This window comes from Pseudomonas japonica (assembly GCF_900188455.1).
Lineage (GTDB): Bacteria > Pseudomonadota > Gammaproteobacteria > Pseudomonadales > Pseudomonadaceae > Aquipseudomonas > Aquipseudomonas japonica.
Window position 1 is genome coordinate 100,890 of record NZ_FZOL01000013.1, and the last position, 19,306, is coordinate 120,195.

19 protein-coding genes are annotated in these 19,306 nt (G+C 65.4%); 9 read left to right on the forward strand and 10 right to left on the reverse strand.

The features are described 5' to 3' along the window. Window positions 1–3 precede the first annotated feature (3 nt). From CHB99_RS16900 to CHB99_RS16915, 4 genes are read left to right on the forward strand one after another with little or no spacing between them, the layout of a single operon-like run. Window positions 4–729, forward strand: coding sequence for an ABC transporter permease (locus tag CHB99_RS16900; RefSeq protein ID WP_042126228.1), 726 nt, complete (start codon window positions 4–6; stop codon window positions 727–729). Continuing rightward, the gene (locus CHB99_RS16905; protein ID WP_042126226.1) at window positions 726–1,439 is read left to right on the forward strand and encodes an ABC transporter permease; all 714 of its coding nucleotides are present in this window, start codon (window positions 726–728) and stop codon (window positions 1,437–1,439) included. Before CHB99_RS16900 ends, CHB99_RS16905 begins: the two co-directional genes overlap by 4 nt. 57 nt (window positions 1,440–1,496) lie before the next feature. Next, the gene (locus tag CHB99_RS16910) at window positions 1,497–2,267 is read left to right on the forward strand and encodes an ABC transporter ATP-binding protein (protein ID WP_089266577.1); all 771 of its coding nucleotides are present in this window, start codon (window positions 1,497–1,499) and stop codon (window positions 2,265–2,267) included. 12 nt (window positions 2,268–2,279) lie between these two features. Further along, window positions 2,280–2,774, forward strand: coding sequence for an Lrp/AsnC family transcriptional regulator (locus CHB99_RS16915; RefSeq protein WP_042126222.1), 495 nt, complete (start codon window positions 2,280–2,282; stop codon window positions 2,772–2,774). A 555-nt stretch (window positions 2,775–3,329) separates the two neighbouring features. On the opposite strand, the gene CHB99_RS16920 is transcribed toward CHB99_RS16915, so the two are convergent. Continuing rightward, window positions 3,330–5,024 (reverse strand): putative bifunctional diguanylate cyclase/phosphodiesterase, encoded by a 1,695-nt coding sequence (locus CHB99_RS16920; protein ID WP_042123452.1) that lies wholly within the window; start codon window positions 5,022–5,024, stop codon window positions 3,330–3,332. 243 nt (window positions 5,025–5,267) lie between these two features. On the opposite strand from CHB99_RS16920, the gene CHB99_RS16925 reads away from it, so the two are divergent. From CHB99_RS16925 to CHB99_RS16940, 4 genes are all read left to right on the forward strand, one after another. Next, window positions 5,268–5,582 carry a helix-turn-helix domain-containing protein gene (locus tag CHB99_RS16925; RefSeq protein ID WP_042123449.1) on the forward strand — a complete coding sequence of 105 codons (315 nt, stop codon included), beginning with the start codon at window positions 5,268–5,270 and terminating at the stop codon, window positions 5,580–5,582. A 217-nt stretch (window positions 5,583–5,799) separates the two neighbouring features. Further along, window positions 5,800–7,104, forward strand: coding sequence for a C4-dicarboxylate transporter DctA (locus CHB99_RS16930; protein ID WP_042123448.1), 1,305 nt, complete (start codon window positions 5,800–5,802; stop codon window positions 7,102–7,104). Window positions 7,105–7,289: 185 nt separating this feature from the next. Beyond that, window positions 7,290–7,994, forward strand: coding sequence for a FadR/GntR family transcriptional regulator (locus CHB99_RS16935; RefSeq protein WP_042123445.1), 705 nt, complete (start codon window positions 7,290–7,292; stop codon window positions 7,992–7,994). 17 nt (window positions 7,995–8,011) lie between these two features. After that, a complete protein-coding gene (locus tag CHB99_RS16940; protein ID WP_042123443.1) occupies window positions 8,012–8,674 on the forward strand; it encodes a GntR family transcriptional regulator in 663 nt (220 codons plus the stop codon). A 138-nt stretch (window positions 8,675–8,812) separates the two neighbouring features. Here the strand turns inward: CHB99_RS16940 and CHB99_RS16945 are convergent, their stop codons facing one another. The 7 genes from CHB99_RS16945 to CHB99_RS16975 form a co-directional block, all read right to left on the reverse strand. Continuing rightward, window positions 8,813–9,862, reverse strand: coding sequence for an AI-2E family transporter (locus CHB99_RS16945; protein WP_042123442.1), 1,050 nt, complete (start codon window positions 9,860–9,862; stop codon window positions 8,813–8,815). A gap of 183 nt (window positions 9,863–10,045) precedes the next feature. Further along, entirely contained in the window at window positions 10,046–10,834 is a 789-nt protein-coding gene (locus tag CHB99_RS16950) for a DUF4892 domain-containing protein (protein ID WP_042123440.1), read from the reverse strand. A gap of 117 nt (window positions 10,835–10,951) precedes the next feature. After that, entirely contained in the window at window positions 10,952–11,806 is an 855-nt protein-coding gene (locus CHB99_RS16955) for an alpha/beta hydrolase (RefSeq protein ID WP_042123438.1), read from the reverse strand. Continuing rightward, window positions 11,803–12,597 carry an alpha/beta fold hydrolase gene (locus CHB99_RS16960; RefSeq protein WP_042123436.1) on the reverse strand — a complete coding sequence of 265 codons (795 nt, stop codon included), beginning with the start codon at window positions 12,595–12,597 and terminating at the stop codon, window positions 11,803–11,805. The genes CHB99_RS16955 and CHB99_RS16960 overlap by 4 nt, the downstream gene beginning before the upstream one ends. A 138-nt stretch (window positions 12,598–12,735) precedes the next feature. After that, on the reverse strand, window positions 12,736–13,083 hold the full coding sequence (locus CHB99_RS16965) for a hypothetical protein (protein WP_042123434.1): 348 nt from the start codon (window positions 13,081–13,083) through the stop codon (window positions 12,736–12,738). Window positions 13,084–13,162: 79 nt separating this feature from the next. Beyond that, window positions 13,163–14,047 (reverse strand): RHS repeat-associated core domain-containing protein, encoded by an 885-nt coding sequence (locus CHB99_RS16970; RefSeq protein ID WP_052419409.1) that lies wholly within the window; start codon window positions 14,045–14,047, stop codon window positions 13,163–13,165. 40 nt (window positions 14,048–14,087) lie between these two features. Further along, window positions 14,088–15,032: an RHS repeat-associated core domain-containing protein gene (locus CHB99_RS16975; RefSeq protein ID WP_052419408.1), complete on the reverse strand. Its 945-nt coding sequence runs from the start codon at window positions 15,030–15,032 to the stop codon at window positions 14,088–14,090. Between the two features lie 205 nt (window positions 15,033–15,237). Between CHB99_RS16975 and CHB99_RS16980 the strand changes: the two genes are divergently transcribed. After that, entirely contained in the window at window positions 15,238–15,522 is a 285-nt protein-coding gene (locus CHB99_RS16980; protein WP_042123433.1) for a LuxR family transcriptional regulator, read from the forward strand. A 15-nt stretch (window positions 15,523–15,537) separates the two neighbouring features. Here CHB99_RS16980 and CHB99_RS16985 read toward each other — a convergent pair whose 3' ends face one another. Then, window positions 15,538–17,007: a hypothetical protein gene (locus tag CHB99_RS16985; RefSeq protein ID WP_052419407.1), complete on the reverse strand. Its 1,470-nt coding sequence runs from the start codon at window positions 17,005–17,007 to the stop codon at window positions 15,538–15,540. Window positions 17,008–17,097: 90 nt separating this feature from the next. Then, window positions 17,098–19,281: an autotransporter outer membrane beta-barrel domain-containing protein gene (locus CHB99_RS16990; protein WP_042123431.1), complete on the reverse strand. Its 2,184-nt coding sequence runs from the start codon at window positions 19,279–19,281 to the stop codon at window positions 17,098–17,100. Window positions 19,282–19,306: the final 25 nt, after the last annotated feature.

A 19,306-nucleotide genomic window follows, 5' to 3' on the forward strand; every position in this document is an offset into this window, starting at 1 on the left:
CCCGTGAACGACTTCCTTCACTCTGTCGGCTTGCAGGCCCTGAGCCTGCAGGGCTTCGGCCCGCTGTTGGCGCAAGGCACCTGGATGACCCTCAAGCTGGCACTGCTGTCCCTGGCGTTGAGCCTGCTGCTGGGCCTGATCGGCGCCAGCGCCAAGCTCTCGCCGCTGCGCCTGCTGCGCCTGCCCGCCACCCTCTACACCACCCTGATCCGCAGCGTCCCGGACCTGGTCCTGATCCTGCTGATCTTCTACACCTTCCAGATCTGGCTCAACGACTTCACCGAGTGGATGGGCTGGGGCTACTTCGAGATCGATCCGTTCGCCGCCGGCGTGCTGACCCTCGGCTTCATCTATGGCGCCTACTTCACCGAGAACTTCCGCGGCGCGATCCTCAGCGTGCCCGCCGGACAGCTGGAAGCGGCTACCGCCTATGGCCTGAGCCGCGCGCAGCGCTTTCGCCTGGTGCTGTTCCCGCAACTGATGCGCTTCGCCCTGCCGGGGCTGGGCAACAACTGGCTGGTGCTGCTCAAGTCCACCGCGCTGGTCTCGATCATCGGCCTGGCCGACCTGGTCAAAGCCGCGCAGAACGCCGGCAAGAGCACCAGCAACGTCCTGTATTTCCTGATCATCGCCGGGCTGGTCTACCTGCTCATCACCACCCTCTCCAACCGCCTCTTCAAGCGGCTGGAACGGCGCTTCAACACCGGCATCAAAGGGCTGACATCATGATCGAACTGATCCAGGAATACGGCCTGGCCTACCTCTACCACGATGGCGCCGGGCTCTCCGGGCTGGCGATGACCCTGTGGCTGTTCGTCGTCACCATGGTCGCCGGCTTCTTCCTCTCGCTGCCCCTGGCGCTGGCGCGGGTATCACGCAAGCCCTGGCTGCGCTGGCCGGTGGAGTTCTATACCTACCTGTTCCGCGGCACCCCGCTGTATATCCAGTTGCTGATCTGCTACACCGGCCTCTATGGCCTGGAGGTGATACGCGATCACGACCTGCTCGACCGCTTCTTCCGCAACGCCCTGAACTGCACCCTGCTGGCGTTCGTCCTCAACACCTGCGCCTACACCGTGGAAATCTTCGCCGGCGCCATCCGCAACATCCCCCACGGCGAGATCGAGGCGGCCCAGGCCTACGGCCTGCATGGCTGGAAGCTCAACCTGTTCGTGGTCCTGCCGGCGGCGCTGCGGCGCTCCCTGCCGGCCTACAGCAACGAACTGATCCTGATGCTGCACGCCACCTCGCTGGCCTTCACCGCGACCATCGCCGACATCCTCAAGGTGGCCCGCGACGCCAACGCCGCGACCTTCCTGACCTTCCAGGCCTTCGGTATCGCCGCGCTCCTGTACATGCTGCTGTCCTTCGCGCTGGTCGGGCTGTTCCGCCTGGCCGAACGACGCTGGATGCGTTTTCTCGTTCCTTCCCGAGGCTGACCCATGACCACTTCCGCACACGCCTTGTCGACCCAATCCACCTTCACCGCCGAACCCATGGCCGCCACCAGCAGCGCCGCGATCAAACTGACGGTGGACTCGCTGCACAAGAGCTACGGCGATCACCAGGTACTCAAGGGCGTCTCGCTGCAGGCACGCAAGGGCGACGTGATCAGCCTGATCGGCGCCAGCGGCTCGGGCAAGAGCACCATGCTGCGCTGCATCAACTTCCTCGAACAGCCGGACGCCGGCGCCATCACCCTCGACGGCCAGACCATCGAGATGCGCCAGGGCCGCGGCCCGCACCCGGCGCAACTGCAGAACCTGCGCACGCGCCTGGCCATGGTGTTCCAGCACTTCAACCTGTGGAGCCACATGACCGTGCTGGAAAACATCACCATGGCGCCACGCCGGGTACTCGGCGTCAGCCAGCAGGACGCCGAGGCACGGGCGCGCACCTACCTGGACAAGGTCGGCCTGCCGGCGCGCGCCGCCGAGCAGTACCCGGCGTTCCTCTCCGGCGGCCAGCAACAGCGGGTCGCGATCGCCCGGGCCCTGGCGATGGAGCCGGAGATCATCCTGTTCGACGAACCGACGTCAGCCCTTGACCCAGAGCTGGTAGGAGAAGTCCTCAAGGTGATACAGACGCTGGCCGAGGAAGGTCGTACCATGCTCATGGTCACCCACGAGATGGGCTTTGCCCGTCAGGTGTCCAGCCAGGTGCTGTTCCTGCATCAGGGGCTGGTCGAGGAACAGGGAAGCGCGAGCATTCTCGATCAGCCGCAGAGTCAGCGCCTGCAGCAATTTCTTTCCAACCGCTTGAAGTGAAACATCGCCACCATGGATACCAAGGCCAACTCCCCCCACGCCACGCCGCCGCTGGACCGCATCGACGAAGCGATCATCGACGTGCTGCGCCACAACGGGCGCATCACCTACGAGAAGCTGTCGTCACTGGTGCACCTGACCCCCAGGCCCTGCCTGGAGCGGGTGCGCAAGCTGGAGAGGCGCGGGGTGATCCGCGGTTACGGGGCGATCATCGATGTGCAGATGGTCTCGCCGGGGCTGTCGCTGCTGGTCCTGGTGGCGTTGTCGAACCAGAGCGGGCGTTCCGCGCAGAAGGCCTTCGAGGCCTGTGTGCGGGCCTGCCCGCAGGTGTTCGAGTGCCAGCTGATCAGCGGGCATTTCGACTACAGCCTGCGCATGCGTTGTCGCGACATGGAGCATTACCGGGTGCTGACCGAGACCTGGATGAACAATGACGAACTGCATATCGACAAGCTGGTGGCGCATCCGGAGCTGGCGGTGGTGAAGAACACCGCGCCACAACTGTAGGCTTCCATGTAGCCTGCTCTGGCCCTATCGCTGCATGGGTATCTACACATCTTTGACGGCCTGGCGGGGAACCGCATAAAGGCCGCCAGGTGCCCGTCTTGAGTCTTGCAGCGCCCTCCAGATCGAGCGCCGCCCGCGCGGCGCATCGCGAGCTCGCTCGCTCCTACATTCGTTGCAACGTACCTATGCCTGACAGGCCATGGTTGACCGCCTTGTTGGTACGATGCGGTACCGCGTCGAGCCCAAAAGCCTCCCCACGATGAATCGCCAGGCACCAAAGGCTGGCAACGCCGCTCTCACAGGCCATGGCACGTTGCAAAAAATGTAGGAGCGAGCGAGCTCGCGATGCGCCGCGCGGGCGGCGCTCGATCTCACAGGCACTGTAGGGCTCAAGACAGGCACCTGGCGGCCTTGATGCGGTTTCCGCCAGGTTTCCAGAGATGTGTAGATACCCATGCCTATCGCTGGCAAGCCAGCTCCCACAAGGTCAGCGGTGCACGCGATCCTTGTGGGAGCGGGCATTGCCCGCGATGAGGCCACAGGCAGAGCCCCCCCCTACACCGCCTTCACCCGCCATTCCCGCGGCTGCTCGAAGCGCGCCACCCACTCCACCACCTGCCCCGCCGGCATCGGACGCGAGATGCCATAGCCCTGGGCAACATCGCAGCCCAGATCCATCAGCAGCTCGCCATGGGCCACCGTCTCCACCCCCTCGGCAATCACCTGGCGACCGAACGCCTGGGCCAGGCCGATCACCGCGCGGGTCAGGGCCAGGTCATCCTGGTCGTGGAGGATGTCCTGGATGAAGGACTTGTCGATCTTCATGGTCTGGGTCGGCAGGCGCTTGAGATAGCTCAGCGACGAATAGCCCGTGCCGAAATCATCCAGCGAGAAGCGCACGCCGAGACGCTGGCAGGCCTCCAGGCAATCGCCGACCCGCTGGATGTTCTCGATCGCCACCGACTCGACGATCTCCAGATCGAGCATGTCCGGCGCCACCGCGGCATGCCGCGCCAGCAGGCGCTGCAGGCGCGCGACGAAGTCGTCACGCTGGAAATGCCGCGCGGCGATGTTGACGCTGACCGGCCAGTAGCAGCCCATGGCCTGCCAGTGCTGCATCTGCGCCAGCGCACGGTCGATCACCCATTCGCCGATATCGACGATCAGGTCGGTACGCTCCACCAGCGGCAGGAAGTCCCCCGGCGGCACCACCCCGCGCAGCGGGTGATTCCAGCGCAGCAGCGCCTCGAAACCCACCACCGCGCCACTGCGCATGTTGACCTTGGGCTGGTAGTACAGCGCCAGATCGCCATGGTGCAAGGCGTGGCGCACCTGCTCGACAGTCTGGTGAGTGGCCTTGACCTCCTTGTCCAGCGACACGTCGAACAGGTGGTAGCGATTGCGCCCGCGCTGCTTGGCCAGGTACATGGCCTGGTCGGCATGCCGCAGCAGGGTATCGGCGTCGTCGTTGTCGCTGGGGAACTGGGTCACGCCGATGCTCGCGCTGACGCTGATGGAGCGCCCGCGAATCACGCAGGGCACGGCGATCGAGCGCAGCACGCGCTCGAGAATGTCCTGCAGGCACGGCGGGCCCTGGAGGTCGCCGAGGATCATCACGAACTCGTCGCCGGACAGCCGCGCCACGGCATCGCCAGCACCGAGAAAGCGCTTCAGGCGCCTCGCCACTTCCACCAGCAGCAGGTCGCCGCTGGCGTGGCCGTAGCCATCGTTGACCGCCTTGAAGCCATCCAGGTCGAGCATGCACACCGCCAGCCGCGTCTTGGTCGCGCGGGCGCGCTGCACGGCTTCGTCGAGCAGTTCGCCGAGGCAGGAACGATTGGGCAGGCCGGTGAGCATGTCGTGTCCGACCCGCCATTGCAGGGTATGCAGCAACTGGCGCTTGTGGGTGACGTCGAAACGAATCGAGGCGTACTTGCGCACTTTGCCCGTCTCGCTGTCGAACAACGGCACGATGGTGCTGTCGACCCAGTACAGCGAACCGTCCTTGGCGCGGTTGCACAACTCGCCCTTCCACACCTGACCGGACGTCAGGGTCCGCCACATATCACTGAACACTTCCGGCTCATGCTGGCCTGAATTGAGGATGCGGTGATCGGCGCCCAGCAGCTCTTCGCGGCTGTAGCCGGAAACGATGCAGAATTGGTCGTTGACGTAGGTGATGCGACCGCTGAGGTCGGTCTCGGAGAAGATAGCGGCGGCGTCCACCGCCGTGCGGTAGGTTTCATCCATGCCCCACCCCACTCGGAAATGTCCGTTCCATCGTAGTAATTGGCAAGTCGAGACGCACGATAAAGCTCCATGAGCCGCAGGAAAAGCACGGGTTGATCTCTGCGAAACCCGCTGCGGGAAAACCTGTCCAGGGTGCAAATTCTACGAGAAGCATCACCTTTTGCAATGCAAGGTGATGGCACTGGAGGTTGTCCTTTAAAATTATTTATCGTTAAGTTCTTGATTCTAAAAGGGAATTGAGCGATGGAAATTTCAAGTTTGGGGTCAGCCATCAGACGCTATCGCAAGGTTGCCGGGCTCACCCAGGCTGAACTCGGCGAAAAAGCCGGCTTCGACCCCAAGACCATAAGCCGCTTCGAAACCGGTACCTATACCCCCAGTGTCGAAGCGCTGTTCGTATTTGCCCGTATTCTGGGCGTCCGCCTCACTGCCTTTTTCACCGACCTCGACAGCGAAGACGAACAGCGCGCCTACCTGTTCGGGGTCATCCACAAAGCCCCGCGCCAGGACTTGCGCAAACTGATCGCCGCCGTCGACCAGGCCCTGTCCGAGCCGTAGGCACACACACCGCGACGAAATGGTTCGCGGCCCTCGATGAACAAGCAAGCTACGACTCAACTGGTCAGACCGGTAAAACCAATTATCGGCCAGACCCTTGCGGAGTGGAAAAATCGGGCGCACACTGGCCCCGCACTGGACATACCGGTAAGACCACAATAATTAAGTCCGACGCGCCATCACACGGCAGCCAGGACACCGACCAGAGATCCCTCCCATGCTCAAATGGTGCTCGCGTTCGATCTTCCTCCAAGTAGTGCTCGGCCTGATGCTCGGCATCGCCTGTGGCCTGAGCTTTCCCGACCTCTCCCTGCAACTCAAACCTCTAGGTGACGGCTTCATCAAGCTGATCAAGATGCTGATCGGCCTGATCGTGTTCTGCGTGGTGGTCAGCGGCATTTCCGGTGCCGGCGACCTGAAGAAAGTCGGGCGCATCGGCCTGAAATCGGTGATCTACTTCGAAGTCCTGACCACCATCGCCCTGATCCTGGGCCTGGTGTTCGCCTTCAGCACCGGCATCGGCAGCGGTGCCAACATCCATCTGGAACAGTTGTCCAGCAGCGAAGCCGGCGCCCTCGCCGAGCGCGGCCAGCACATCCACGGCACCGCCGCGTTCCTCATGGACCTGATCCCCACCTCGGTGGTCGGTGCCTTCGCCGACAACAACATCCTCCAGGTTCTGCTGTTCTCCGTGCTGTTCGGCAGCGCGCTGAACCTGGTGGGCGAGTCGGCCTCGGGCATCTCGCGGCTGATCAACGAACTGAGCCATGTGATCTTCCGCATCATGGGCATGATCGTGCGCCTGGCACCGATCGGCGTGTTCGGCGCCATCGCCTTCACCACCAGCAAATACGGCCTCGACTCGCTGCAGCACCTGGGCGGCCTGGTGGCGCTGTTCTACCTGACCTGCGCCGGCTTCGTGCTGGTGATCCTCGGTCTGGTGATGCGCCTGTCCGGACTCAAGCTGCTGCCCCTGCTCAAGTACCTGCGCGAAGAACTGACCATCGTCCTCGGCACCGCTTCGTCCGACGCGGTACTGCCGCAGATCATGCGCAAGCTCGAACACCTGGGCATCGGCAGTTCCACGGTCGGCCTGGTGATTCCCACCGGCTATTCCTTTAACCTCGACGGCTTCTCCATCTACCTGACCCTGGCCATCGTGTTCATCGCCAACGCTACCGGCACGCCGCTGGCCATGACCGACCTGCTGACCATCCTCCTGGTGTCGCTGGTGACTTCCAAGGGCGCCCACGGCATCCCCGGCTCGGCGCTGGTGATCCTCGCCGCGACCCTCACCGCGATTCCGGCGATCCCCGTGGTGGGCCTGGTCCTGGTGCTGGCGGTGGACTGGTTCATGGGCATCGGCCGCGCCCTCACCAACCTGATCGGCAACTGCGTGGCTACCGTGGCCATCGCCCGCTGGGAGAAGGACATCGATCTCGACCGCGCGCACAACGTGCTCAGCGGCAAGCAGGGCTACGGCTTCCAGGCGCGCAAGACGGCCCATCAACAGGAGTTCTAGGGTCTGTATGAAATGTATTCGAGCGAAGGCCAGGCAAGGCGAAAACGGGCGAGGAACGGCCGGGGTCGCGCCCGACTTTACTGGAGTAAATGAGCATTCCGAGCCCGTTTTCAACGCAGCATGGGCGAGCTCGGATGCATTTCGTACAGAGCCTAAGGTATGACTGACCTCTCACGGAGCAACATGTGATCACCTCATCGACAGTAGTGAACGGCGTGGTCGAGAAACTGCGCCAGGCCCTGGCCCGCGGACAGTGGCGCTGCGGCGAGATGCTCCCGGGCCAGCGTGAGCTGGCCGAGCAACTGGGCATCAGCCGACCGAGCCTGCGCGAGGCGGTGACCGTGCTGGAAACCCTTGGCCTGGTCCGCTCCATGCCCGGCAAGGGCGTGCTGGTGCTCGACGCCGACAGCGCCGAGCCGACGCTGGTCCCGGCCGCGGTGGCCGAGGCCAGCCTGGAGGATGTCCTGCAACTGCGCTACACCCTCGAACCCTTCATCGTCGGGCTGGTGGCGCAATCCATCAGCAACCAGGAAACCGGCCAGTTGCGCCTGACCCTGATGGACATGCGCGAAGCCCTCGACGCCGACGATGCCGAGGCCGGGGTCAATGCCTACATCGCCTTCCACGAGGCGCTGTTCGCCCTGACCTCCAACCCGATCTTCCAGAGCGTGGTGCAGCAGACCAGCAATGCCCTCAAACAGAGCGCCCAGGTGCTGCGCAAGTCCCCCGAGCACCTGGCCGCGCGGCTGGAAGAGAACGAAGCGGTGGTCCGCGCCATCCGCAACAAGGACAGCGCCCAGGCCAGCGCGCAGATGCGCCGGCACATCCTGCAGGAAGGCCGGCGCATGGGTATCGAACTGAAGATCCCGGACGAACAGCCGGGTCGTTGAATTCCAGGAGTGCGAGCATGAACACTTCCCTGCCCTTCCTCATGGCCGGCGGCGCACGCCGGATGTCCGCGGAGGACATCTATCCGCAGTTGTTCGACGCGATCCTCGAACAGCGCCTGACACCCGGCACCCCGCTGACCGAACTGGCCCTCGGCCAGGCCTTCGGGGTCAGCCGCACGGTGATCCGTCGGGTACTGGGGCGGCTGTCGGACCAGCAGGTGATCGTCCAGCGCCCGGCCCATACCGCGCGCCTGGCGGCGCCGGACCCGCGGCAGGCGCGCCAGGTCCTGAGCGCCCGGCGGCTGGCGGAAACCACCCTGATCGAACTGGCCGCGCGGCGCTCACGACCCGGGCAACTGCGCCAGTTGCGCGAGCTGATCGCCCGCGAACGCCTGAGTCATGAGCAGGGCCAGCGCTGCACGGCAATTCGCCTCGGCGGCGAGTTTCACCTGAAGCTGGCGGAGATCGCCGACAACGCGCCACTGACGCGTTTTCTCAACGGCCTGGTGCCGATGACCTCGCTGATCATCGCCAAGTACGAACAGCACGGTTGCGAGCATTGCGCCTGGGAAGAACACGCGGCGCTGGTGGATGCCCTGGAGGATGGCGACAGCGAGGCCGCGCTGCGTCTGATGCACCTGCATCTGGATCGCATCGAGGCCAAGCTGGAACTGGATTAAGGATCCCATGTTGGGGCTGCTTCGCAGCCCTTCGCGAGCAAGCTCGCTCCCACAAGATACGTGCAATCCTGTGGGAGCGAGCTTGCTCGCGAAGGGCCGCAAAGCGGCCTCAATAGGCTTGACTGACCGGTATTTTCCCTAGGGCTGTTTTGCCGTGGTGTCGTGGTTCGACCAGTCCACCAGCAGGCTGTAGCCCACCGCCAGCAGGGTCGGACCGATGAACAGGCCGATGAAGCCGAACGCCAGCAGTCCGCCGAACACCCCGAGCAGCACGATCACCAGCGGCAGGTCGCCGCCGCGGCTGATCAGGTAGGGTTTGAGCACGTTGTCCACGCCGCTGATGATGAAGGTGCCCCAGATGCCGAGGAAGATCGCCATGCCGTAGTCGCCCTTCCAGGCCAGCCAGGCGGTGGCGGGAATCCACGCCAGCGGCGGGCCCATGGGGATCAGGCTGAGCATGAAGGTGACCAGGCCGAGGACCAGCGCCCCCGGCACCCCGGCGATGAGGAAACCGATCAGGGCCAGCAGGCCCTGGGCCGCGGCGGTGCCGATCACGCCATTGACGACGCGCTGCACGGTGCCGGCGACCAGGTCGAGGTAATGCTGGCCGCGCTCGCCGATCAGCCGTTCCAGCAGGCGCAGAACGAAAGCCGCCAGCCGGGGGCCGTCACGATAGAAGAAGAACACGAAGACCAGGCTGAGGATCAGCTCGACTATGCCGCTGCCGATCTGCGCGCTGCGCGCCAGCAGCCAGTTGCCGACCTGGCCGAGGTACGGTTTGACCGTGGTCAGCAAGGCCGCGCCCTGCTGGTCGATGGTGTTCCAGTAGCCGACCAGGCGCTCGCCCAGGAACGGGATGCTGCCCAGCCAGGCCGGTGGGTCCGGCAGGCCGTCGACCTGCACGTCGCGGATGAACGCGGTGGCGTCACGCACATGGTCGGCCAGGTTGAAGCCCAGCCAGATCAGCGGCAGTGCCACGAGGATCAGCCAGAGGGTGGTGAGCAGGCTCGCCGCGAGGGTCTCGCGACCGCCGCACAGCCGCGTCACCAGGCGCATCAGCGGCCAGCTGGCATACGCCAGGATCGCGCCCCAGAGCAACGCGGAAATGAACGGGGCCATGACCCAGAGAGCCGCGCCCAGTAAGGCCAGCAGGAGAATCTGCACCAGCAGGCGATCGTTGTTGAGCATGGGGGCCTCTTACACGGAACAAGAACAGACAAACCGGCTGCCATCCTCGTAGGAGCGTGGCTTGCCCGCGAAAGGACCGCAACGCGGTCCCGGCTCACATTGGCAATCCGGGGACCGCTTTGCGGTCCTTCGCGGTGGTTCGTCACACGACGAGCCACGCTCCTACGGGGGGATAGCGCACTCCTAACGAATCAGTTCGACATGCAGGCCAGCAGCCGGCTTGTCGCCGGTCTCCAGTCGCGCCGCCCGCACACCCGCCGCACTCAACTGCTCGCTCCACACCGGCGCCTTCGCCCCGGTCAGGCTGACCCGCAGGCTGCTGTCCAGGTTCAGGCTGCGCGCCAGCAGCGCCACCCAGGTTGCCGGCGGTTCGCCGTCGAGGTCCGGATAGTCGAGCTTGCCGGTACTGCGCAACTCACGCAGCACCGTGGCCGGGGTCGGCAGCAGTTCGCCAAGGGGCTGGTTGGCCTCGAACTGCTCGACGTGCAGGTAGGCGCGCTTGTTGCCGCGGGTGATGGCATACAGCGCGACCAGGGTGTCGTGGTCGTCGCCGCTGCGGCGCAGGAGGATGAACGCCTGGTCTTCGTCCGAGCCGTACAGGCGGGCGTTGCGGAAGATCTCGTTGGCCCACAGGCTGCTTTCACCGCAGTCGCGCTTCTCGCACCAGAACAACGGATAGCCGCCATCGGCCTGCAGCGCCTCGCGGGCAAGGCCGAAGGCCTCGGCGGCAGTGCGCTCCGGCGGCAATTGCCAGGTGGTGGAACTGACCTGGCCACGGCTTTCGATCTTGCCTTCCATGCGCAACTGGCCGCTGATCTTGCGCAGCGCGCCCAGCGGATAGACGCGTTCCTGCTCCTTCGCAGGCTGCTCGTCGAACACCTTGGCATCCTGGGGAATCGGCAGATCGCCGGCGGCATGGGCGGCACCGGTGATCAGCAACAGACCGGCAAGAACGGACTGGACGGCACTCATCGGCGAACCTCGCCGGCGTGACCGGCGTGGCCAGAAGGAAGGGGGCGGCTGTCGTGCTGGGTCATGATTGTCTCCCTGATCAAAACCCGCCAAGCCTCGACAGTTGCCCGATACAAGTCAAGGAATGGCAAAGAAGCGATTGAAACAGTCTGCAACAAGCATTGCGCCGGCTTCGTCGTTCACGTGCAGGTGATGACCACCGGGCAAATGTTCCAGCGTGAAGGGTAGCTGCTCCAGCAACGCCGTGTTGCGCGCCAGCATGCCGTCGTCGGCCACCACCAGGGTGGTCGGGCAGGCGATGCGCCGGACGAAGCTCAGGGCCTGTTCCTCGCTCATGCGCAGCGGCGACGGCAGGGTCAGGCGGCTGTCGCTGCGCCAGCTGAAACCGCCGGGAACCGGCACCAGGCCACGCTGGGCCAGCAGCTCGGCGGCCTCGCGGGTGACCGCGACCATGCCTTTCATGCGGGCTTCCACCGCCCGCTCCAGTTCGGCATACACCGACTTGCGCTTGCTCTCATGGCGCAACTGCGCCTCCAGGGCCATGCCCATGCGCTCGGCGGCGTCCTGCGCCGCCGCGCCTGGTGGAATCACCCCGTCGATCAGCGCCAGGCGCACGACACGCTCCGGCAGACTGCCGGCGAGGATCACCGAAACGATCGCCCCCAGCGAATGCCCGAGCAGGGAGAAGCGCTCCCAGCCCAGTTGCTCGGCGACCCGCAGGACATCGTGGGCGTAGTCCGCCAGGGTATAGCCGGCGCCGGGCGGACGATGTCCGGAATAGCCGTGCCCGGCGAAATCCAGGGCGACGATGCGCAGGCCGTGCAGTTTCGGCGCCAGGCGCGCGAAGCTGTTGGCGTTGTCCAGCCAGCCATGCAGGGCGATGACCGGGCGACCGTCCGGCGGCCCGTACAGATGCGCGGCCAGTTCGATATGACCGAGGTCCAGACGCACTTCTTCGACCTGATGACTCATGCCTGCCGTCCCTCCCAGCGCTGGAACACGGTGCGGATCAGCCGTGCGGTGTCGTCCGGACGCTCCAGCGGGAACATGTGGCCACCGGCGACACTGTGGTTTTCCCCCAGCGGCATGCGTTGCACCGCCTGGGCGTGATGGGCGCGGACAATCCGGCTGTCGCTGCCGCGAACCATGGCCAGCGGCACTTTCAGCTTGCCGGGATGGGCCGGGCGGGTGTGCGGGATGCTGCGATAGATCTGCATCTCGATGGCCGGATCGAAACGCAGGCGCCAGCCCTCGCCTTCCTGCTTCAGGCCATGTTGCAGGTAGGCTTCCAGGCATTCCGGATCAAAGGCGCGGAACAGCGACTTGCCGGCGAAATAGGCACGGGCCTGGTCAAGGTCGGCGAAAGTTTCGCGGCGCCCCTCGGTGCGCCCGGCCGGGGTGATGCGGTCGATGAAGCCCCAGCGCTTGGCCAGCCGGATCAGCCACTGGTCGGCGAGGGTCAGTACCGGCGAGTCGAGCATCACCACCCCGCGATACAGCTGCGGGCAACGCAGCGCCGCATGCAGATGAAGGACACCGCCGAGGGAATGGCCGACGCCCCACACCGGTTCGGCCTGCTGCTCCAGATGGTGGATCAGCTCGTCCACCAGCAGCAGCCAGTTGTCGCCTACCGGAAAGCGCGGGTCATGGGCGTGCTGCGGCAGATGCCTGACCTGGTAATCCGGCGCCAGTCCGGCGAAGAGCTTGCCGTAGGTGGCCGAGGGAAAGCCGTTGGCGTGAGCGAAGAAGATCTGTTGCGACATGACTGACGGCCTGATGCGGAAAAAACTGACATCGATTGTCCGCAACCATCGGAGGGTGAGCAATGTCCGGAACCGCCATCAGCGATGGCACTCCGGTCAGCAATCGGCCAAAGCGCCCTGCTGCGCCGCCGCTGGCGCTCAGAAACCTTCGAACGAGCGCTGCAGGCAGGCCTGGATATAGGCCACCTGGAATTCGTAGGCTTCGCGCACCTGATAACGCTCCTGCTCGTTCAAGTGCGCGCGCTGCATGGCCAGGCAGGACACCTGGAGCATCTTCGCCATCTGGTCGCAGGCCAGTTGGAACTGCTGCAACGACTGCGATTCGCGACGATGGCCGTAACGCCGCACCAGGGCGTCCAGGCGCTCGTCGGCGGCATCATGGAGGACCTGGAACTCGGAGAAATCCAGGTCGTAGTTCAGATTGACTTCGTCCAGCACCTGCCGCAGATCGGCCGAGCAGGCGGGTCCTTCGTTGCGTCCAGTCATGATTGCGTCTCCTGGGACATGACCGCTGTGTAGGCCTCACGCTAGCAAGCGGCCGCCGATGCAACAACTGACAAAAATATCAGTAGCCCAGGTCAGAAGCGCTTGAACGACGCCGGAGTGACCTCTGGCCGCGGATGGAAACCGCGGGTGAGGATGGCGCGGTGATGTACCCGGATTCACGGCTGGCCCTGGACAGCGAACCCTGCAGGTTGTCCAGCGACGTCCCGCGAAAATCGCGTGGGGATGCGGGAGGGGTACGGTCAAGATCGAACAGGGTCGAGGTGCTGCTGCTCCGCGACATTGGCCGAGCCTTGTGGACAGGGGGTGGCGACCCGTGCGGCAAGGGCGGTCCGGAGGTGAAATAGCCTGGCGGTGGGTCGAGGTCCCAATTATCTGGTACCGATGGAAAGGATCGTGCGGAAGGCTCCTGTCGCCGCAAGCCAGCGCGACCAGACACCGACTGACGTTTGAAGAGCATCATCCCCCCGGAAACGAACATGCTGAAGGCGGTGATCATGGTTAGGGTGATCAGCACTTCCTGCCCCACGCCTCTGCTGGTTATCGAGCCCGCCAGTGCCCCCAGCATGCTTACGCTGGAAATCCCGAATACCCACTGCAAAGTCTTATGTCCGTCGGGATCGATATGGTTGACCGGATCCCCCACGCAGTAGGCATAGGCGTTGAGACCACCGGCACCAAAGGGACTGAGGTTGTCCGGCTGGTGGAAGCGGCGCAACGCCGGGCTGTAGGCGCGGTAACTGCCCAGAATGTAGAGATCGCCATGCTCCAGGTACTCGCCGTTGAATCCCAGCAAACCGACGGCATCCCGCGCTGCCGAGTGCGTGCCATAGGCGCAGAAGCACCGGACAAGCCTGCGCTGCCCGTGCATCTCGACCATCGGCGTGTTGAGCCGGTTCGCGGCCAGCAGCAGCGAACGGGCAGGTGTGAAACGAGCAGATTGCATGGCGTCGGTCTCCATGAATGGGCGGCTATTGCGGTATTGGCTAAGGAGTTTGGCGAATCCCCCTCCCCCTGACACGGGGAGGCGGGGACGACGTTGGTCCATCGCTCATCCAGCCGCGTCCGATGGAAGAGCTCGACGACCAGCCCCCGCCAGAGGAACCGCCCAGGGAGCCGAAGGAACCGTGTCTGCTCATGCCACTGGCTATCGACCCTGTGGGTGAGCGTGGCTGCATATGGCTAACAAGACCGATGCGATTCGACGCCGCCTCCGAGTGGATGCCCGATGACGACGGCGACGGCTGATAATTCGGCGGAGGTGTGTCCTCGCGGTAGGCCGGCGGCGTGCCAAGGCGGTAGGCCGGAGGTGAATCAGATCCTGACGTCGGGCGCAGCGCTTGCAGCGGTATGACATTCTGCGCGGCGGGCTCCGGCGACATGGAATGCGAGTCCTGCCTGCCCATCCTCGCGCGAGTCGCTGCCGCGCTGCGCTTGATCATCATGCCCCCACCCGAGGCCAGCGCCCCAATCCCGGCGATCACGGTAACCGCGATCAGCAGGCCCTGGATCTTCTCCTCGGTGGCAATCGCACCGATGAATCCCCCCGCCGCCACCACGCTCGAGACAACGAAGATCGCCAACAGCGGAACGCGCCCGTCCGGGTCGATACGATTCACCGGATCCCCCAGGCAGTAGGCATATGCGTTCAACCCGCCCGCGGCGAACGGGCTGAGGCTGTCCGGCTGGCAGAAGCGCCGCAGGGCCGGGCTGTAGGCGCGATGGCTGCCCAACAGATAGACACCGCCGGGCTCCAGGTACTCACCGTTGAAGCCCAGCGCCGCGCCCTCCCCCGGTGCCGTGGCGCGGCGGCCATACGGGGAAAAGACCTGCCTGCGCGACTGTCCTTCACGCGTCTCCAGCAACGGGCTGGCGTGTCGATCGACGGCCAGCAGCAATGCGCGCGAAGCGCTGGGAGAGTCAGTCTGCATGCTCGTTCTCCAGGGTCGGGTTGACTCACCATAAGCCAGCGCGCGCGCCGATCAAACTGGCAGAACCGCCAGGTAGCGAGAGTCGCGAACTGATATTTTTGTCAGGTTTCAAGCCGGGCAAAGAAGCATATAAGTGTCAGCGTACCTCCTCGAATGGATCGCTCGCGCAGCGGTCCGCACGGACCAAACGTCAGGAGCCACGCCCATGTTCCAGTCCCAGACGGCTACCGCTGGCCAGTCTTTCGCCGCCGATGCCCTGCCCCATGCCCCGTACACTTCCCCGTCCTCGATCAGGCTGACCTTGCGAGAGAAAGTCGTTCTGCAATGGAGCGCCGCGGGCAAGACCTCCTGGGAAATCGCGCACATCCTGCAATGCAGTGAATCGGCGGTGAACTTTCACTTCTGCAACATCCGCCGCAAGTTCGGCGTCACCTCGCGCAGCGCGGCGCTGCTCAAGGCGCTGTCGCAAGGCCTGATCGAGCTGTCCTGAATCCAGCCCCCGCGTTCAATCCACGAGGACCGGCGCCAGCTCGGGAAAATTCGGCGCTGGCTCCGGCGGCCAGGTGTCTCCGGCATCGAAGCTGACATGCACCGCGACCCTGAACACGTTGTTGCGCCGCAGTTGCTGCAGGAAGGCGCGCGGAATCACCACGCCGCCGCTCGCTCCGATGCCGTTGAAGACCTCCATGGCGGTCACCCGATGCTGGTACAGCACCCGCCATTGCAGGGGTTGCCCGACATTGCCGACGCCATTCACGGTGATGTTGAGCATCTGCCCGGTATCGATCATGAACCAGGGCTGGAGGAACAGGCGGGCGCCGCTGGCCGGGACATCGCTCAGCCGCAGGAGATTGCCGCTGACCTGCCAGCACTGGATCGTCGGGAAGCCCCCGCTGACCGTCGCCACCCGCACCTCGCGCAGCGCCGAGGTCCAGGACTGCTCGGCATCGACGACTTCGTAGTACAGCGGCAGCGTCTTGCCCATGTAGGGCGCGATGTGCCGTGCCGGAATCACGCACAGGCGCGGCCCGCCGCCGGTATCGAGCAAGGCGCGCAACGCCCCGGTGCTGCCGGGCGCGCCCCACTGCACCCAGACCCGTTCCTGGGGATGGATCGTCACCTCGCTGTCGAGCAGCGCCACGGTGCCGTGCTCTACATCGAGGGGATCGAGATCGATCCGCGCACCAGTGCCCACGGCCTTGTCCACATCGAGCCAGCGCAGCTCCCGCGGCACGGGCGTGGCCTCGACCTGTACCGTCACCGGACGCGCCTGCGCACTCGGGTTGCCCGAGCGGTCGGTGATCCGGTAGTGGACGAAGCGCGGACCGTCGCCGCGGGCACGGATCATCGCGCCGTCGAACACCAGGTGCAGCGGCTGCTGCAGGTCGTCCTGGGTGAGCATGCGCGTGCCGGCGTGATTGAACTCGAAGGGTTCGGCGTCCCAGTACCAGTCGAGCAGATCCCCCGGCACAGGGTGATGGTAGGCCGGCACTTCGGCGAGCACCTGGTCCTGATGTTCTTCGAGGTAGCGGGCGGTGATGCCCTCGTCGATCACCCGCACGGGAAACAGCAGCCGGCCGTGGTCGACGCCCAGCTCAGGCCGGGTCTTGTCGATGGTGATGAGCAGCGGCCGCGAGCTAGCGAACTCGCTGTTGTAGATGGTGACCTCGTAGACCAGCGTGTGCTGCCCTTCGCTCAACCAGTGCGGCTCGACCTTGAGAAACAGCTCGTCGGGCTGCACCGGAGCGGTCCAGGTGCGTTCGCCGATGGCGATGCCGTTCCACAGCAGCACCAGGCGCTCGGGAAAGCCCGGCGCCGGCGCGGAGTTGTTCCACATGGGAAAGTCGATACGCAACGGGACCTGCCAGGCCTCCCGCGGCAGCAGATTGCTGTCGCCGCCTTCGATGTCGTCGAGCAGCACATCAATGTGCGGCGGGTCGAGCAGGGCCTGGCCATCGGTGAGTGGGCTGGGCATCGCGAAGCTCCTCGGCAAACGGGTGACGAGCTTCATTTAACGGCAAGTGCCGCGCCGAGGTAACTGACAGAACTATCAGGTCGGACAGTGCTACCAGTCGTAGCGCAGACCGAGGTTGGCGCCCCAGGGCTGCTCGATGGCCTGGCCATGGCTGTAGTCGAAGTCGGCATGCAACTGCAGGCCGCGCACCAGTGCCACGGCGACACCGGCACCGACCTCGCCGCGCGAGCCGGACAGGTCATTGGCGAAGACGTTGTCGTTGACCCGTACCTCGTTGCCCGTGGCGAATTCATGGGCATAGGCCAGACGCACATAGGGCTGGACCTTGCGCCCCGCGCCCAGCTCGAAGGTGCGCCCGAAGCTGCTGCCCACCTTGCCGAGCAGGGATCGGGTACGCTCGCCATCGGCTTGCAGGCCGTTGTCCAGGGCATAGGTCTGGCCCTCCACGACCAGCGCCGCCAGTTGGGTATACGGCTCGACGAACCAGCCGTCGTCCAGGGCGAGATGCCGGCCGAATTCCAGCGAGCTGCCCAGGGCATGGCTGGCGTAGTCGCCCTGGGTGCGCTGGCCGTCGCTGAGCATCACGGTCGAGGCATTCTGCAGGCGGTTGAACTTGAGCACGCCATCGAAGTAGTAACCGCTGTGCTGGTCCAGCCAGGTGGCGTAGGCCCCCGCGTAGTAGCTGTCGACGGTGCCCGAGGAGCCACGGCGCAGGCTCAGCTCCGAGCGGCTGTGACCCGCCATCAGCCCCACCAGCCATTGCCCGTCGCCGACCGGCAGCGGCGCGTCGGCACCGAGGGAAACGCCGTGCTGGACCTGCTCGTAGGCCGCCCCGGAAGTGCTGTCGACCCGGTACTTGTTGCCGTAGCTGCGCACCCAGCCACCGGCCTGGGCGCCATTCAGGCGCAGCTCGCCCATGCGGCTGCGCAGCGACGACAGCTCGCCGTACCACACCGTCGGCGCGGCGTTGAACAGGCTGAGCACACTCTGGGTGGCGGGACTGATGGTCTTCAGCGAGGCATCCAGGTACCAGTCGTTACCGTTTTGCACCAGGTCGTAGGAGAAGGTGCCGAGGTCCACCTCGCCGTTGACCAGGGAAAACGCCGCGTCGCCGGCGGCGGCGTGGATCAGGTGCAATTGCCCGTCGACCGCGGGATCGGCACCGCTGCTGCCCACCAGCACGGTGTGCGTGCCGCTGGCGCTGCCGGTGATCTCGAGAAAGTCGGTCTGCCCGGTGGCGAAGTCGGCGTCCATGATGAAGTGACCGTTGCCGGAGAGGTTGCCCAGGGTCAGGCGGTGGAACGCCTGCGCGTCGCCGAAGCGGATCGAACCACCGTCCATGGCCAGCTCGGCGACCTCGCCATCGGCGACCAGGTTCCACTGCGCCTGGCTGTTCAGCGCCAGGTGCTCGACGTTGTGCAACTGCCCGCTGAGGGTCGCGCGGTTCTGCAGGACCAGACGCAGCGCCGCGCCCTCCTCGGCGACGATATCGCCGTCCAGGTGACTGTCGTCGACGCGCACGCTGGCGCTCGATCCGGCCTGGGCCTGGATCAGCACGCCATCGCCGCCGAGCAGGGTCGAGCCATTGCGCACCTCGATATCGCCGCTGGCGCTGGTAAAGGCCGACCCGACCACGATCGCCGCGCCGTCGCGGCCCTCGACCCGGGTGCCGTCGAGGATCACCTTGGCGGTGGTGCCCGGCAGATGGTCGTCGGGGCGCAGGTACAGGCCGTGGCTGGCGCCGCTGATCTGGCTGGCGCTGGCGTTCAGGGTGCCGCCGAACAGTTCGATGCCGAGGCTGCCGTCGCCGCTGCCGATGACCTGGCTGCCCTGCAGGTTCAGGCTGCTGTAGGTGCTGACCCCGGCGCCGACGGTCGCGCCGATGACGGTACTGCCATCGACCCAGGCGCTGGACCCGGTGCTGCCGGTGCGCCCCAGGACCAGGCCCTGGCGCTCGCTGGTGATCAGGCTGCCGCCGCCGATGCGCGCTTCGCCGCCGATCAGCGTCACGCCCGCCCGGGCGCCGGTGGCGGTGACGGTGGTGGCCTTGAGGTCGAGCATCGAACCCAGCCCGGCACGGATGTCCAGGGTGCTGGCGCCGTTCGAGATCAGCTTCGCGCCGTCGGCGATCCGGTAGCTTTTCAGCGGTGTGTTTTCATCGATGATCTGCTCGCGGCCCTGGGCGTGATCCGCGAGCAGGACCAGCGGAGCGAAGGTCATGAGTTTCAGCACACGGACCAGGGGGCGCATGCGAAAGCGAGGAGTGGCTGTCATCTGAGGGGTTCTCTCGTCTGGCTGG

Excerpts from the sequence above, each read along its gene's own strand:
- CHB99_RS16905 (WP_042126226.1), top strand. The coding sequence starts at position 726 with ATGATCGAACTGATCCAGGAATACGGCCTGGCCTACCTCTACCACGAT.
- CHB99_RS16910 (WP_089266577.1), top strand. The coding sequence starts at position 1,497 with ATGGCCGCCACCAGCAGCGCCGCGATCAAACTGACGGTGGACTCGCTG.
- CHB99_RS16915 (WP_042126222.1), top strand. The coding sequence starts at position 2,280 with ATGGATACCAAGGCCAACTCCCCCCACGCCACGCCGCCGCTGGACCGC.
- CHB99_RS16920 (WP_042123452.1), bottom strand. The coding sequence starts at position 5,024 with ATGGATGAAACCTACCGCACGGCGGTGGACGCCGCCGCTATCTTCTCC.
- CHB99_RS16925 (WP_042123449.1), top strand. The coding sequence starts at position 5,268 with ATGGAAATTTCAAGTTTGGGGTCAGCCATCAGACGCTATCGCAAGGTT.
- CHB99_RS16930 (WP_042123448.1), top strand. The coding sequence starts at position 5,800 with ATGCTCAAATGGTGCTCGCGTTCGATCTTCCTCCAAGTAGTGCTCGGC.
- CHB99_RS16940 (WP_042123443.1), top strand. The coding sequence starts at position 8,012 with ATGAACACTTCCCTGCCCTTCCTCATGGCCGGCGGCGCACGCCGGATG.
- CHB99_RS16945 (WP_042123442.1), bottom strand. The coding sequence starts at position 9,862 with ATGCTCAACAACGATCGCCTGCTGGTGCAGATTCTCCTGCTGGCCTTA.
- CHB99_RS16950 (WP_042123440.1), bottom strand. The coding sequence starts at position 10,834 with ATGAGTGCCGTCCAGTCCGTTCTTGCCGGTCTGTTGCTGATCACCGGT.
- CHB99_RS16955 (WP_042123438.1), bottom strand. The coding sequence starts at position 11,806 with ATGAGTCATCAGGTCGAAGAAGTGCGTCTGGACCTCGGTCATATCGAA.
- CHB99_RS16960 (WP_042123436.1), bottom strand. The coding sequence starts at position 12,597 with ATGTCGCAACAGATCTTCTTCGCTCACGCCAACGGCTTTCCCTCGGCC.
- CHB99_RS16965 (WP_042123434.1), bottom strand. The coding sequence starts at position 13,083 with ATGACTGGACGCAACGAAGGACCCGCCTGCTCGGCCGATCTGCGGCAG.
- CHB99_RS16970 (WP_052419409.1), bottom strand. The coding sequence starts at position 14,047 with ATGCAATCTGCTCGTTTCACACCTGCCCGTTCGCTGCTGCTGGCCGCG.
- CHB99_RS16975 (WP_052419408.1), bottom strand. The coding sequence starts at position 15,032 with ATGCAGACTGACTCTCCCAGCGCTTCGCGCGCATTGCTGCTGGCCGTC.
- CHB99_RS16980 (WP_042123433.1), top strand. The coding sequence starts at position 15,238 with ATGTTCCAGTCCCAGACGGCTACCGCTGGCCAGTCTTTCGCCGCCGAT.
- CHB99_RS16985 (WP_052419407.1), bottom strand. The coding sequence starts at position 17,007 with ATGCCCAGCCCACTCACCGATGGCCAGGCCCTGCTCGACCCGCCGCAC.
- CHB99_RS16990 (WP_042123431.1), bottom strand. The coding sequence starts at position 19,281 with ATGACAGCCACTCCTCGCTTTCGCATGCGCCCCCTGGTCCGTGTGCTG.